Origin of the sequence: Dyella sp. KRB-257 (genome assembly GCF_049445995.1) — a bacterium.
Lineage (GTDB): Bacteria > Pseudomonadota > Gammaproteobacteria > Xanthomonadales > Rhodanobacteraceae > Dyella_A.
This window is the reverse complement of record NZ_JBMSDZ010000013.1, coordinates 100,052-113,659: the sequence shown is the minus strand read 5'-3', so window position 1 is coordinate 113,659 and position 13,608 is coordinate 100,052. Positions and strand designations below refer to the sequence as shown.

Sequence of the window (13,608 nt, the reverse complement as noted above, 5' to 3'; positions counted from 1 at the left end):
AGGCCACGCAACTGCTCGACACCGCTGGCGCCCTACGCCTCGTCCCCACCCCGGTCGACACCGGCATCCCCGAGGTTGTTACATAGAAATCTCGCGCCGTGTGTTGGGTTACTGTTGACACGTTCCGAGCCAACACCGAGTTGCCGGGGCGGCTGCCGGAGGCCATGATGGTCGAGCCCCTGCCCGACCGCGGCCACACGTGAGCGCCAACCTCGCTGAACTTCATGCACCACCCTCGACGCCATGCGTCCCGTCACTTGCCTGCCCTGATCCTGTACGCCCTGCTGGCACTGGTCACGATCGGTGCCAGCAGGGCGACCGGCAGTACGCGCTTCTTCTGGCATCCGGAAATCGCCCCCAGCGGCCCGGTAGTGGTGGTGGTGAGCCTGGACGAGCAGCAGATCTACGTGTATCGCAACGGCGTGGCGATCGGCGCCGGCCCGATCAGCTCGGGCAAGCCCGGCTACGAGACGCCGCCGGGGGTCTACACCATCCTGCAGAAGAAGCGCGAACACCGTTCCAACCTCTACGACGACGCGCCGATGCCGTACATGCAGCGGCTCACCTGGGACGGCATCGCGCTGCATGGCGGCACCCTGCCCGGCCACCCGGCTTCGCACGGCTGCGTGCGCCTGCCGCAGGCCTTCGCCGAGAAGCTGTTTGCGATCACCCGGCGCGGCGGCATCGTGGTGGTGGCCGACGCCCGCATATCACCCGCGCGGATCGCCCACCCGGCGGCCGTGGCACCGATCGACCTGAACGGCGCGCCGATGTCGGCGGCCACGGTGATCGCACCCGCATCGGCAGGCGCCACCACGCTGGCCGCCGAACCGACGCCGCCGGTCAGCGTGGTGGCGAGCACCCACGACCGCGCCGTTTACGTGCTGCGCGGCGGCCTGCTGGTCGACAGTTCACCGCTCGACATGGTGGCCGACCCTGCCCTCAGCGGCATCGTGCTGTACGTGATGACCGGCGCCCGCCCCAACGGTCCCGAGACGGCGGTGCCCCGCGGCCTGCCGAACTGGTCGGCCTACCGCATCCTGGGCGGCGGTCCGGTGCCCGAGCCAGGCCAGATGGCCAGCCACCTGCGGGTTCCTGAATCATTCGGCGCTCGCCTGCGCGAGGCGCTGGTACCTGGTTCCACCGTGCTGGTGACCGACTTGCCGGGTTACGGCAATCCGGCCGGACCGCCTTACGCCAAGCTGCTCGAATCCGAGCCCGCGGCCGGCACCGGCGCCAAGCCGGTCAAAAATCACGGAAGCCGCTGACCGTTCAGTTTTCCCTGACAATTCGTTCAGCTTGCGCTGGCCAGACTGGCCGCCGCCCGTCCCAGCTGAATGCGGTAATCCCCATGTCGATCCTTGCCCCTCGCACCCTGGTGCGTCGTGTGCTCCCCGTTGTTTCCCTGCTTTTGATGATGACGTTTGCATCCCGGGCGGCCGCCGCATCGCCCGATGCATCGCCCGATGCATCGGGTGATCTGGCCAGCGCGCTGTCCCGCGCCGCACCGGCCGCCGATCCCAAGGTGATTGCCCTGGCCACGCGTGCGCTGCAGTGCGTGCAGAAAGCGATGCCGACACGCACCTTGAGCGTGATCGACTACTCGCGGCCCTCCACCGAACCGCGCCTGTGGGTGTTCGACGTGAACCAGCGCACCCTGCTGTTCAACGAGTGGGTCGCGCACGGACGCAACAGCGGCGACAACCTGACCAGGCGTTTCTCCAACACGCCGGGCAGCCTGATGTCCAGCCTGGGCACCTTCGTCACGGACGGCACCTACCAGGGACACAACGGCTATTCGCTGCGACTGAAGGGCCTGGACGACGGCTTCAACGACAACGCCGAAAGCCGCGCCATCGTGATCCACGGCGCCAACTACGTGAGCCCGGCGTTCGCCAGGACGCAGGGACGCATCGGCCGCAGCTGGGGCTGCCCGGCGGTGCGTGCAGGCGTGGCGCACAAGCTGATCGACGCGATCCGCGAGCGTTCGGTGGTGTTCGCCTATTACCCGGACCAGCGCTGGCTGGGCAACGCCGCGACCCTGGGCAACTGCGGCGCCAGCGTCACCGCCAGCCTGGACGGCGATGCCGGCCACGCCCACGGCCAGGCCGGCACGCAGGCCGCGCTCAGCCCGTGAATGCGCGGGCGCTCAATGCGCCATCAGCAGCGGCAGATGGGTGTGATCCAGCACGTGGCGGGTCGCGCCACCGAGCACCAGCTCACTGAGCCGCGAACGTCCCCATGCGCCCATCACCAGCAGATGGGCGTCCATCGCGCGCGCTTCGTCCAGCAGCGCCTTGCCGGTGTTGGGCGCGTCGTCGAAGTGTTCCCACTCCACCGTCACGCCCTGCCTGGCCAGCCACGCGCGCAGCAGTAGCACCGGCGGTGCCAGGCCCGGCAAGCCGGCGCGCTCGCCATCGAGCACGCGCACCTTGCTCGCGCGCTGCAGCAGCGGCAGCGCCGCCTTCACGGCGTCGGCGGCCTCGCCCGAACCGTTCCATGCGATCAGCACGCGCTCCAGCGCGACTGGGCCCTGCCAGGTCTCCGGCACCAGCAGCATCGGCGCGGCGTCGCCGAACAGCGCGCGGGTGATGTTGTCGAAGCCGATCGGCGAATCGGGATTCTTCACCGGCAGCTCGGTCACGATGAACTGCGCCAGCCGCGAGCGCTTGGCCAGGATCGGCACATAGCTGCCGCGGATCACCTCCCACTCGCCCTGCACGCCGTAGCGTTCGCACAACCCCTGCCACCAGCCGCCGTGCGCCTGCGCGGCGCGTTCCTCGGTGTCGAGCAGAGCCATCGCCTCGGGCAGGCCCATGATCGGCGGATACACCGCCACCACGTGCATGCCGGTGACGAAGGCACCGATCCGACGCGCCGTGGCCATGCCGACGACGTTGGCAGGCGCGTCGTCGTCCATCCGTTCGACGTTGATGATGAGATCGAGCATGGGCTGTCCTCGCCTAGGAGCGTGCCTTTGATTGTGCACGGGGTCCATCGCTCCGTCTTGACCGGCGTCAAGCCGGCTTTGCGCCCGGCCGATGGACCCATGCGGCAAGGGCTGGCGGATCGAACGCCGGCGGATCATCCGCCGCGGACGGGTCCACCTGCCCGCACGGACCGGTCAGGCGCTGCCAAGCCATGGTGGGGCCGCGGCAAGTGCGCGGCACCCCGCGCTTGACGTCCATCAAGGCGGACAATCTCCGCGCCGTATACGTTCGAGTCCCCAGCCACTTTCCGGGAGTCGATCATGTTCAAGCACCTGCTGGTTCCCACCGACGGTTCGGAACCGTCACTGCGCGCGGCGAAGATGGCCATCGAACTGGCGCAGACCTGCCGCGCACGCATCCACGTCCTGCACGTGGTGCCGCCGTTCCACACCGTGTCGTACATGGCCGAGATGCTGGCCGCCACCGAGCTCACCTACACGCAGGAGTCCATCGCCCGCGCCGAACGTTACCTCGGCGAGGTGCGCGACCTGGCCGCCAGGGCCGGCATAGCGTGCGACAGCCACTACGCGCTCGACGACCACCCGCACAAGGTGATCGTGCAGACGGCTGCCGACAAGCACTGCGACCTGATCGTGATGGGCTCGCACGGCCGGCATGGGCTCAACCTGCTGCTGCTCGGCAGCGAGACGCACAAGGTGCTCTTGCAGTCGACGGTGCCGGTGCTGGTCTGCCACTGAGCCTTCCGGTGGATGATGTGCCGATGCGCACCGGCGTCGGGCCGGGGCGATCTTCCGGGAGTGCCGCATGCCGTCACCCTCGCCACGCGCTGCGACAGCCACCACCGCGCGCCGCGGCCTGAGCCGCGACGAGGCGGCACGGCGACTCGCCGCGCAAGGCCCCAACCTGCTGCCCGGCGGCGGGCGCAAGTCGCTGTGGCGCATCGCGCTCGGCGTGCTGGCCGAGCCGATGTTCCTGATGCTGCTGGTCGCCGGCGGCATCTACCTCGCGCTGGGCGACCGCGCCGAGGCGATGTTCCTGCTGGCCTCGGTGCTGTTCGTCATCGGCATCACGCTGGCGCAGCAGCGCAAGACGCAGCGTGCGCTGGAGGCGCTGCGCGGGCTGTCCGCACCGCGCGCGCTGGTGATCCGCGACGGCGTCGAACAACGCGTGGCCGGATTGGACGTCGTCGTCGGCGACCTGCTGGTGCTGCACGAGGGCGACCGCATCGCCGCCGACGCCCGCCTGCTCGACGGCCAGCTCGACGTGGACGAATCGCTGCTCACCGGCGAGCCGGTGCCGGTCAGCAAGTTGCCCGGCGAAGCCGGCACGCTGTCCGCCAGCACCGTGGTGACGCGCGGCGTGGGCGTGGCGGAAGTCTTCGCCACCGGCGCGAGCACCGCCGTCGGTGCGATCGGCCAGTCGCTGGCCGGCACCCGCGAGGCGGTCTCCGGCCTGCAGCGGGCGTCGCGCCGGCTGATCCGCCTGCTCACCGTCAGCGGGCTCGCGCTGGCCGTCGCCTACTTTTTGCTTGCCTGGCGGTGGGACGGCCGCGGCCTGCTGGAAAGCGTGCTCGCCGGCGTGGCGCTGAGCATGGCGATATTGCCGGAAGAGATTCCGGTGATTCTTACCGTGTTCCTCGCGCTCGGCGCGTGGCGCATCGCCCGGCAGAAGGTGCTTACCCGGCGCATGGATGCGGTGGAAACCCTCGGCGCCATCTCCGTGCTGGCGGTGGACAAGACCGGCACGCTCACCCAAAACCGCATGCGCGTGGCCGAGCTGGCCGTGGACGGCGAACACTTCGCCGCGATGGAAGCGCCGGTGCTGCCCGAACACTTCCACGCCCTGCTCGAGTTCGCCGTGCTGGCCACGCCGGCCGACCCGTTCGATCCGATGGAGAAGGCGATCCAGGACACCGGCCAGCGCTGGCTGCGCGGCACCGGGCACCTGCACGCCGAGCTGCAGCCGGAAACCGAATACGGCCTCTCGCCCGACATTCTCGCCATGACGCGCGTCTACCCGCACGGCACGCCGGACTGCCACCTGCTCGCCACCAAGGGCGCGCCGGAGGCGGTGGCGGACCTGTGCCATCTGAGCGAATCGGCGCGCGCGGCCATCCACCTCCAGGTGCAGGCGATGGCCGAACGCGGCCTGCGCGTGCTGGGCGTGGCCCGTGGCACCTGGCAGGGCGGCGCGTGGCCGGCCAGCCAGAATGACTTCGCCTTCACCTTCCTCGGCCTGGTGGGGTTGATCGATCCGCCGCGGCCGGAGGTGCCCGCCGCGCTGGCCGAATGCCGCGCCGCCGGCGTGCGGGTGATCATGCTCACCGGCGACCACCCGGCCACCGCGCAGGCGATCGCGCGAATGGTCGGCCTGGGCGAGCACCCGCAAGTGCTCACCGGCGCGGAGATCGACGCGCTGGACGACCACGCCCTGCGCACACGACTGGACACCGTGGACGTCTGCGCGCGGGTGCAGCCGATGCAGAAGCTGCGGCTGGTGCAGCAGCTGCGCCACGGCGACCGCGTGGTGGCGATGACCGGCGACGGCGTCAACGACGCGCCGGCGCTGAAGGCAGCGGACGTCGGCATCGCGATGGGCGAACGCGGCACCGACGTGGCGCGCGAGGCCGCCGCGCTGGTGCTGCTGGACGACAGCTTCGCCAGCATCGTGGCGGCGATCCGCCAGGGCCGGCGCATCTACGCCAACATCACCCTGGCCACCCGCTTCGTGTTCGCCGTGCACGTGCCGGTGATCGCGCTGGCGCTGGTGCCCACGCTGGCGCACTGGCCGCTGCTGATGATGCCGGTGAACATCATGCTGCTGGAGCTGCTGATCGATCCGGCCTGCTCGGTGGTGTTCGAGGCCGAGCCCGCGTCGGACGAGATCATGCGGCAACCGCCACGCGCACCGGGGGCATCGCCGTTCGCCTGGCGCAACCTCGCCCGCGGCGTGCTGCAGGGAGCCGGCGTGGCGTCGGTGCTGCTCGCCGGCTATGGCCTGCTGCTCGCCCACGGCGGTGATGTCGCACGGGCGCGGACGGCGGTCTTTGCCGCGCTGGTCGGCGGCGTGTTCGCGCTCACCCTGGCCAATCGCCAGGGAATGCCCGGCGCCGCGCACAATCCCGCGCACAATCCGTGGGTAGGTCGCATGCTGGTCGCGGTGCTGGTGATGCTGACGGCAGTGATCGCCGTGCCATTCCTGCGCCGGGTCATGGGGCTGGCGGTGCCGGATGGGCGCACCGTGCTGGCGATCGCCGCGATGCTGGTCGCATCGAGCGCGTGGCTGGCGGTCATGCGGCGCTGGCGGCACGATCCTGCGCTCGTGCGCCGCACCGTCTGAGCAACCGGCACTGCTATCCTGCGGCGGCTCGCGTGCCCGGCGCGACGCTTCCCGCTTCCGCTGCCGAGGGTGCCCGTCGCGTGCCTGCCGCCTCCGATCATCTGTCGAGCCCCGAAACCTGGCTCAAGAGCTTCCGGCCGCGGGTGCGCACGCAGCTGCGGCAAGCGATGCTGCTCGGCCTGGTCAACGGCATGCTGCTGGTGGCGCAGGCGTGGCTCATCGCCTGGGCGATCAACGCCGGGGTGATGCATCGCCTGCCGCTGCACCGGATGTGGCCTGCGCTGGTGGCGCTGCCACTGGTGTTCGCGGTGCGCTTCGCGCTGGCCCGCGCCGCCGAACGCGTGGCGTTCCAGGCAGGTGCCACGGTGCGCCGCACGATGCGCGCCGATCTGCTGGCCCATCTGCAGCGGCTCGGCCCGGCATGGCTGCAGGGGCAGGCACGCGGCGACCTGGTGAACAGCGTGGTCGGCGGCGTGGAAGCGCTCGAAGGCTACTACGCGCGCTACCTGCCGACGATGCGCATGACCGCGCTGGTGCCGCTGGTGATCCTGGTGGCGGTGGTGCCGGCCGACGGGGTGTCGGCGCTGGTCATGCTGGTCAGCGCGCCGCTGATACCGCTGTTCATGTGGATGATCGGCAAGGGCACCGAGGAGCTGAACCAGAAGCAGTGGCGCGTGCTCGCCTTTCTCAGTGCGCGCTTCCTGGACACGCTGCAGGGCCTGACCACGCTCAAGCTGCTCGGCGCCAGCCGGCGTGAGGCGGAAGTGGTCGCCAGGGTGTCGGACGATTATCGGCGCAGCACGATGCAGGTTCTGCGGGTGGCGTTCCTGTCCTCGGTGGTGCTGGAGTTCCTGGCCACCGTCAGCATCGCGGTGGTGGCGGTGCTGGTGGGTTTCCGGCTGATGTGGGGCGAGCTGGCGTTCCTGCCGGGCCTGTTCGCGCTGCTGCTGGCGCCCGAGTTCTTCGCTCCGCTGCGCAACATGGGCACGGTCTATCACCTGCGCATGGAAGCGATCGGCGCGGCCGAGCGCATGGTGCAGCTCCTCGCTGAGTCGGCACCCGCCGTTCGCATCGGCAGCGCCCCGGCGCCCGCTGCGCCGCCGGCGCTTACCCTGCACGAGCTGAGCTTCACGTATGCCGATGGCACCATCGCGCTGGACCGTTGCACCTTCACCGCTCCGGCCGGACGCGTCACGGCGGTGGTCGGCACCAGCGGCGCGGGCAAGAGCACCCTGCTCCATCTGCTGCTCGGCTTCATGGCTCCGGGTGCGGGAACGATCCGGCTCGACGACACCGACCTCGCCAGGATCGACGAGGACGCCTGGCTGGCACGCGTGGCCTGGGTGCCGCAGCGCGCGCATGTGTTCGAGGGCAGCGTCGCCGACAACCTGCGCCTGGGTCGCCCCGACGCCGACCTCGACGCGTTGCGCGAGGCGGCGCGCGCGGTGGGCGCCGCGGCGTTCATCGATGCCCTGCCGCAGGGCTACGACACCCCGCTGGGGGAGCGTGGCGTCGGGCTCTCCGGTGGCCAGATCCAGCGCCTGGCACTGGCGCGGGCCCTGCTCAAGGATGCCCCGGTGCTGCTGCTGGACGAACCGACCGCCCACCTGGACGCGCACAGCCAGCGCGAGGTACTCGCCGCGCTGGCGCGGATCGCCCGCGGCCGCACCGTGCTGCTGGTGACCCATCGGCTGCACGCACTGGCGCTCGCCGATCATGTGGTGGTGATGGAGGGTGGCCGCGTGGCCGAGCAGGGCCCGGTCGCCCGGCTGCGCGCCGGCTCCGGGCCGTTCGCCCGCCTGCTCGCCGCCGCACAGCAGGTGGCCGCATGAAGCGCCGGGACCTGTCCGCACAATCCCGGGCGGACATGCGTCGCCTGTGGACGCTGTTCCGGCCCTACGTCGGCTGGATGCTCGCCGGCGCACTGCTCGCCAACGCCGCCCTGCTCGCCAACGTCGGCCTGCTGGCGGTATCGGGGCACTTCATCGCGTCGATGGCGCTGGCCGGGGTCGCGGGGATCGCGTTCAACTATTTCACGCCGGCCGCGCTGATCCGCGCCTTCGCGCTCACTCGCACCGGCGGCAGATATCTGGAACGGCTGATCACCCACGAGGCCACCTTCCGCCTGCTGGCCCAGTTGCGGGTGTGGTTCTACGAGCGCCTGGAGCCGCTGGCTCCCGCCCGGCTGCAGGCACTGCGCGCGACCGACCTGCTGTCGCGCATCCAGGCCGACATCGACACGCTCAACCAGCTCTACCTGCGCCTGTTCGTGCCGGTGGCGGTCGCGGCGCTGGCCAGCGTGGCGATCGTCGCGGTGATGGCGGTTTTCAGCGTGCCGGTGGCCCTGGGCACCGCCCTGCTGCTGGCCTCGGCCGGCGTGTGGCTGCCGCGCTGGCTGCAGCGCCGCGGCGCGGCCGCCGGCGCCCGCGTGGTGCAGACACGCACGGCACTGCGCAATACCGTGGCCGATGCGCTGGGTGGCGACGCCGAACTGCGCGTCTACCGGGCGCAGGGACGCTGGCACGCCAGGGTGCAGCAGCAGTCGGAAACCCTGCTCGACGACCAGCGCCAGCTGAGCGGGCTCTCCGGCCTGGCCACCGGTGCCGTCGGCCTGTGCGCCCATCTCGCCCTGTGGTGGGCGGTGATCGCGGTCGCTCCCGCGGTTGCGCAGGGCGCGATCGCCCCGGCACAACTGGCGATGCTGGCGCTGTTCGCGATGGCCGCGTTCGAGGCGGTGATGCCGCTGCCGCTGGCGTTCCAGATGCTGGGCGAGCAACTGGCCGCGGCGCGGCGCATCTTTGCGGTGGTCGACGCCGAACCGGCCGTCAGCTCGCCGGCAGGCGAGTCGCCGACTCCGCTCGACGCGGGCGTGGTGTTCGATGGCGTGCGCTTCCGTTACGACCCGTCGCAGCCGTGGGTGCTGGACCGATTCGACCTCACGCTCGCCCCGGGCTCGCGCACCGCCCTGGTCGGCGCCAGCGGCGCCGGCAAGAGCAGCGTGCTGCAGTTGCTGGCGCGCTTCTGGGACTGCCAGGAGGGCCGGATCCTGCTGGGCGGCCATCCGCTCGACGACTACGCGCCGGACGATGCCCGCCGCCACATCGCGGTGGTCTCGCAGGACGCCTACTTGTTCAACGGCAGCGTGCTGGACAACCTGTTGCTGGCCAGACCCGATGCCGATGCCGTCAGCATCGAGGCAGCCTGCCGCGCGGCGCGCGTGCATGAGGTGATCGAGGCCCTCCCCGACGGTTACCACACGTCGCTCGGCGAGGCCGGCACGCGGCTGTCCGGCGGCCAGGCGCGTCGTCTCGCGATCGCCCGCGCCCTGCTCAAGGACGCGCCGATCCTGCTGCTGGACGAACCCACCGAAGGGCTCGATGCCGCTACCGCCGGCGCGCTGTACGACTCGCTGGCCGGCGCCATGGCCGGCCGCACCGTGCTGCTGATCACCCACCAGCTCGGCCCGCTCGCCGGTCTGGTCGACGAAGTGGCGGTGCTGGATGCCGGGCGCATCGTGCAGCGGGGCAGCCCGGCCGCGCTGGCGGCCACCGATGGTCCGTACCGGGCGCTGCAGGATCTGCTGGGCTGACAAAAACGAAGGGGACCGTTGCCGGTCCCCTCGCCCTCACCCGACGACTCTCCCGTCAGCGGGCGGCGCTGCCGTCTTCTTCGGACGTCTCGTCGTGCGCGTCCATCCAGGCGCCGCCGGCGGCGGCCACCAGCACGATCATCGCGGTGCCCACGAACCAGGCGAAATACCACGAGCCGTAGTCGCCCAGGATCACTCCCATCACGATCGCCACCACGGCCAGCAGCATGTAGATCAGGAACTGCAGAAACGTCTTCATGGCGTGCCCCTCAGTAAGCGTGATCGTCGTGTTCGATGGCGTGGGCATCCACCTCGCCGCGCATCACCCAGAAGGCCCAGCTCGTGTACCAGATCACCAGCGGCACGAACACCGCGGCGAAGCCGGTCGCCCACAGCAGCGTGGTCTGGCTGGATACCGAGTTCCAGATGGTCAGGCTCTGCGAGGGCTCGGTGCTGGAGGGCATCAGGAACGGGAACAATGCCGCCCCCACCGTGCCGATCACGCCGATCCACGCCAGCGCGCCCAGCCACCAGGCCAGCGTCGGGCGCCGCGCCCGCACCGCCAGCAGGCCCAGCAGCATGCCGGCATAGCCCAGCGCGGGAACCGCCCACAGCAGCGGCTGCGCGCGGAAGTTGGCCAGCAGGCCGCCGGCCACCACGCTCACCTGCTGCTGCAGCGGGTTCTGCGGCAGGCCCGGCGCCGGCGAGTGATCGAGCACGTAGCCGTGCATGGTCGACACCCAGATGCCGCCGAGCGTGAACAGGCCTATCGCAGCCACTGCCGCGCCCATCGCCGCCTTGCGCGCCCGCGGGGCGATCGCGCCGCCCGTGCGGCCGAGCAGCATCACGCCGCCCATGTAGATCGACAGCGACAGCGAGAGCAGGCCGCACAGCACGGCGAACGGGTTGAACAGGGAAACGAAGCTGCCGGTGTAGTACGAGCGCATGTCCCAGTCGAAGTGGAACGGCACCCCCTGCAGCATGTTCCCCATCGCGGCGCCGTAGATGATCATCGGCACCGCGCCGCTGACCAGCAGCGCCCAGTCCCACGCGTTGCGCCAGGCCGGCGACTGCAGCTTGCTGCGGTATTCGAAACCGAGCGGGCGCACGATCATCGTCCACAACAGCAGCAGCATCACGATATAGAGCCCGGAGAACGCCGTGGCGTAGATCAGCGGGAACGCCGCGAAGATCGCCCCGCCGCCCAGGATGAACCACACCTGGTTGCCGTCCCAGTGCGGGCCGATGGCGTTGAGGCAGACCCGGCGTTCGTTGTCGTCACGCCCCACGAAGCGCAGCAGCGTGCCCACGCCCATGTCCATGCCGACCATGATCGCCAGGCCCATCAGCAGCACGCCAAGCAGCAGCCACCAGAGCAGCTTGAATGCGAAATACAGTTCCATCGCTCAGTCCTCCTTGCGCATCATGGCGACAGCCGACGCATGACCACCGCCCATGGCGGGGCGCGACGTCGGTGCCGGGCGGTGATCCGCGTCATGCGGACCCTTCTTGATGAACTTCACCATCAGGAACATCTCGATCACGATGAACACCGTGTAGAGGGCGACGAAACCGATCAGCGAGAACACCATGTAGCCGACGCTGTGGCTGGAGGCGGACATCCAGGTCGGCAGCAGGCCGTACACCGTCCATGGCTGACGGCCGATCTCGGCGGTGAGCCAGCCGAACTCGTTGGCGATGAACGGCACCGGGATCATCCATGGCGCCAGCCGCAGGAACCAGCGCTTGTGCTGCACGTCGTTGCGCACCGAATAGATCACCGCCAGCACGAAGTAGGCGAGCATCAGCAGGCCCAGGCCCACCATCGCGCGGAAACTCCAGAACATCGCGAAGACGTTCGGCACCGCGTCGTTCGCCGCCCTCCGGATGTCCGCCGGGGTGGCCTTCTCCACGTCCTGGTCGGCGGCATAACGCTTGACCAGGAAGCCATAGCCGAGGTCGGACTGGTGCGCGTTGAACCGGGCCAGCGCATCGGCATCGGTCGGGTCGGCACTGAGCACCTTCAATGCCGCCACCGCCGGAATGCCGTTGGCGATCCGCCGCGCCGCGTCCGCCTCGATGCGGTCCACGCCCGGGACTTCCTGCGTCATGGTGTGGGTCAGCAGGGGCGTCAGCACGTAGGGCACCTGCACTTCGAACAGGTTGCGCTTCTCGTCCTGCGACGGCCAGGCGATCACGTTGAACGGCGCCGGGGCCGGGGCGGTCTCCCACATCGCCTCCATCGCCGCCAGCTTGGACGGCTGCGCCTGGCCGCCGACGAAGCCGAGCGCGTCGCCCAGGGTGATCACGCCGGCGGTCGCCAGCACGCCGAACAGCGCCGCCATGCGGAACGAGCGCCGCGCCATCGCCATGTGCCGGTTGCGGACCATGTAGAACGCGCTGATGCCGGTGACGAAGATCGCCGCGGTGACGTAGCCGGCGATGCTGGTGTGCACGAACTTGGCCTGGGCATCGTGGCTGAAGATCAGTTCGGAGAAGCTGGCCAGCTCCATGCGCATGGTGACCGGGTTGAACTTCGCGCCCACCGGGTTCTGCATGAAACTGTTGGCGATCAGGATCCACAGCGCCGACAGGTTGGCGCCGAAGGCCACCAGGTACGTCACCAGCAGATGCTGCACCCTGGTCAGCCGCCTCCAGCCGAAGATCATGAGGCCCACGAAGGTGGACTCCATGAAGAACGCCATCAGCCCTTCGATCGCCAGCGGCGCGCCGAAGATGTCGCCGACGAAACCCGAATAGAACGACCAGTTGGTGCCGAACTCGAATTCCATGGTCAGGCCGGTGGCGATGCCCAGGGCCGTGTTGATGATGAACAACTTGCCCCAGAACTCGGCCATCTCGCGGTAGATGGTCTTGCCGGTGGTGACGTATACCGTCTCCACCGCCGCGATGAAGAAGCTCAAGCCGAGGGTGAGCGGAACGAACAGATAGTGGTAGAGCGCGGTGACCGCGAACTGCCACCGCGAGAGTTCAACGACCGTGCTGTCGATCATGTCCTTGGTTCCCTTGGTTCCCTAGTGGACGAAGGTGATCGCCTCGCCGGCATCAGTAGCGGTAACCGATGCTCAGGCCGTAGGCCAGCGGGTCGATGCTGGCCTTGCCGACCTTGCTGCCGTTTACCTTCACGTCATCGGCGATGCTCATCCAGCGTACATCCGCAGTGGCCAGCCAGCGATCGTTGATGCGGAAATCGAGGCCGACGTGCGCGGCTGCGCCGAAACTGTTTGCGATGCTTACATGCGTACCCTGCAGCGGACCGACACCGCGGGTTTCGAAGAAGCGGGTGTAGTTCAGGCCGACGCCGACGAACGGGGACACCATGGCATCGGGCATGAAGTGGTAGTTCACGCCCACCGTCGGCGGCAGGTGCTTGGTGGTCGCGGCGGCCGTGCCGTCGAGGCGCACGGTGTGCTTGAACGGCAGCGCGGCAAGCACATCGACACCCCAGTGGCGATCGAACATGTATTCGATGCTGAAGGTCGGCTTGGTGTCGCTGTCGATGGTGGCCTTCATGCCGGCCAGGGTGCCGTTGTTGGACTTCGGATTGACGGTGTGGACGCCGACCCGGAACACCCACGGCGAGGTATCGGCGGCGTGGGCGGCGGATGCGGCACCAAAGGCGAGGGCCAGGGCGGTCAGGGCAAGAGCGGATGCTTTCATGGGGCGTTCCTTTGTTTTTGTGTCGAAAGACGGATGCATTGTCATCAG

At 69.6% G+C, this 13,608-nt stretch carries 11 protein-coding genes; 6 read left to right on the top strand and 5 right to left on the bottom strand.

Going from position 1 to position 13,608, the window contains the following annotated elements:
* The first annotated feature begins 257 nt into the window (after positions 1-257).
* The gene (locus ACO2Q2_RS11655) at positions 258-1,268 is read left to right on the top strand and encodes a L,D-transpeptidase family protein (RefSeq protein ID WP_423255947.1); all 1,011 of its coding nucleotides are present in this window, start codon (positions 258-260) and stop codon (positions 1,266-1,268) included.
* Positions 1,269-1,375: 107 nt separating this feature from the next.
* Positions 1,376-2,137: a murein L,D-transpeptidase catalytic domain family protein gene (locus ACO2Q2_RS11650; protein WP_423255950.1), complete on the top strand. Its 762-nt coding sequence runs from the start codon at positions 1,376-1,378 to the stop codon at positions 2,135-2,137.
* 12 nt (positions 2,138-2,149) lie between these two features.
* Here the strand turns inward: ACO2Q2_RS11650 and ACO2Q2_RS11645 are convergent, their stop codons facing one another.
* Positions 2,150-2,950 (bottom strand): universal stress protein, encoded by an 801-nt coding sequence (locus ACO2Q2_RS11645; protein WP_423255946.1) that lies wholly within the window; start codon positions 2,948-2,950, stop codon positions 2,150-2,152.
* A gap of 300 nt (positions 2,951-3,250) precedes the next feature.
* Here ACO2Q2_RS11645 and ACO2Q2_RS11640 point away from each other — a divergent pair, with 300 nt between their 5' ends.
* The 4 genes from ACO2Q2_RS11640 (at position 3,251) to cydC (ending at position 9,879) form a co-directional block, all read left to right on the top strand.
* Positions 3,251-3,688: a universal stress protein gene (locus tag ACO2Q2_RS11640; protein ID WP_423255945.1), complete on the top strand. Its 438-nt coding sequence runs from the start codon at positions 3,251-3,253 to the stop codon at positions 3,686-3,688.
* 67 nt (positions 3,689-3,755) lie between these two features.
* Entirely contained in the window at positions 3,756-6,290 is a 2,535-nt protein-coding gene (locus ACO2Q2_RS11635; RefSeq protein WP_423255944.1) for a cation-translocating P-type ATPase, read from the top strand.
* An 80-nt stretch (positions 6,291-6,370) separates the two neighbouring features.
* Positions 6,371-8,122 carry a thiol reductant ABC exporter subunit CydD gene (gene cydD / locus ACO2Q2_RS11630; protein ID WP_423255943.1) on the top strand — a complete coding sequence of 584 codons (1,752 nt, stop codon included), beginning with the start codon at positions 6,371-6,373 and terminating at the stop codon, positions 8,120-8,122.
* On the top strand, positions 8,119-9,879 hold the full coding sequence (cydC, locus tag ACO2Q2_RS11625; protein ID WP_423255942.1) for a thiol reductant ABC exporter subunit CydC: 1,761 nt from the start codon (positions 8,119-8,121) through the stop codon (positions 9,877-9,879). Before cydD ends, cydC begins: the two co-directional genes overlap by 4 nt.
* 55 nt (positions 9,880-9,934) lie before the next feature.
* Here the strand turns inward: cydC and ACO2Q2_RS11620 are convergent, their stop codons facing one another.
* From ACO2Q2_RS11620 to ACO2Q2_RS11605, 4 genes are read right to left on the bottom strand one after another with little or no spacing between them, the layout of a single operon-like run.
* Complete coding sequence (locus ACO2Q2_RS11620) at positions 9,935-10,138, bottom strand: hypothetical protein (RefSeq protein WP_423255941.1); 204 nt, start codon at positions 10,136-10,138, stop codon at positions 9,935-9,937.
* Positions 10,139-10,148: 10 nt separating this feature from the next.
* Positions 10,149-11,282, bottom strand: coding sequence for a cytochrome d ubiquinol oxidase subunit II (gene cydB / locus ACO2Q2_RS11615; RefSeq protein WP_423255940.1), 1,134 nt, complete (start codon positions 11,280-11,282; stop codon positions 10,149-10,151).
* Positions 11,283-11,285: 3 nt separating this feature from the next.
* The gene (locus ACO2Q2_RS11610; RefSeq protein ID WP_423255939.1) at positions 11,286-12,893 is read right to left on the bottom strand and encodes a cytochrome ubiquinol oxidase subunit I; all 1,608 of its coding nucleotides are present in this window, start codon (positions 12,891-12,893) and stop codon (positions 11,286-11,288) included.
* Positions 12,894-12,945: 52 nt separating this feature from the next.
* Complete coding sequence (locus ACO2Q2_RS11605) at positions 12,946-13,560, bottom strand: OmpW/AlkL family protein (RefSeq protein WP_423255938.1); 615 nt, start codon at positions 13,558-13,560, stop codon at positions 12,946-12,948.
* Positions 13,561-13,608 lie beyond the last annotated feature (48 nt).

Coding starts and splice junctions, on each gene's coding strand:
- ACO2Q2_RS11610 (WP_423255939.1), bottom strand. CDS start 12,893: ATGATCGACAGCACGGTCGTTGAACTCTCGCGGTGGCAGTTCGCGGTC.
- ACO2Q2_RS11605 (WP_423255938.1), bottom strand. CDS start 13,560: ATGAAAGCATCCGCTCTTGCCCTGACCGCCCTGGCCCTCGCCTTTGGT.
- ACO2Q2_RS11620 (WP_423255941.1), bottom strand. CDS start 10,138: ATGAAGACGTTTCTGCAGTTCCTGATCTACATGCTGCTGGCCGTGGTG.
- ACO2Q2_RS11635 (WP_423255944.1), top strand. CDS start 3,756: ATGCCGTCACCCTCGCCACGCGCTGCGACAGCCACCACCGCGCGCCGC.
- cydC (WP_423255942.1), top strand. CDS start 8,119: ATGAAGCGCCGGGACCTGTCCGCACAATCCCGGGCGGACATGCGTCGC.
- ACO2Q2_RS11645 (WP_423255946.1), bottom strand. CDS start 2,950: ATGCTCGATCTCATCATCAACGTCGAACGGATGGACGACGACGCGCCT.
- cydB (WP_423255940.1), bottom strand. CDS start 11,282: ATGGAACTGTATTTCGCATTCAAGCTGCTCTGGTGGCTGCTGCTTGGC.
- ACO2Q2_RS11640 (WP_423255945.1), top strand. CDS start 3,251: ATGTTCAAGCACCTGCTGGTTCCCACCGACGGTTCGGAACCGTCACTG.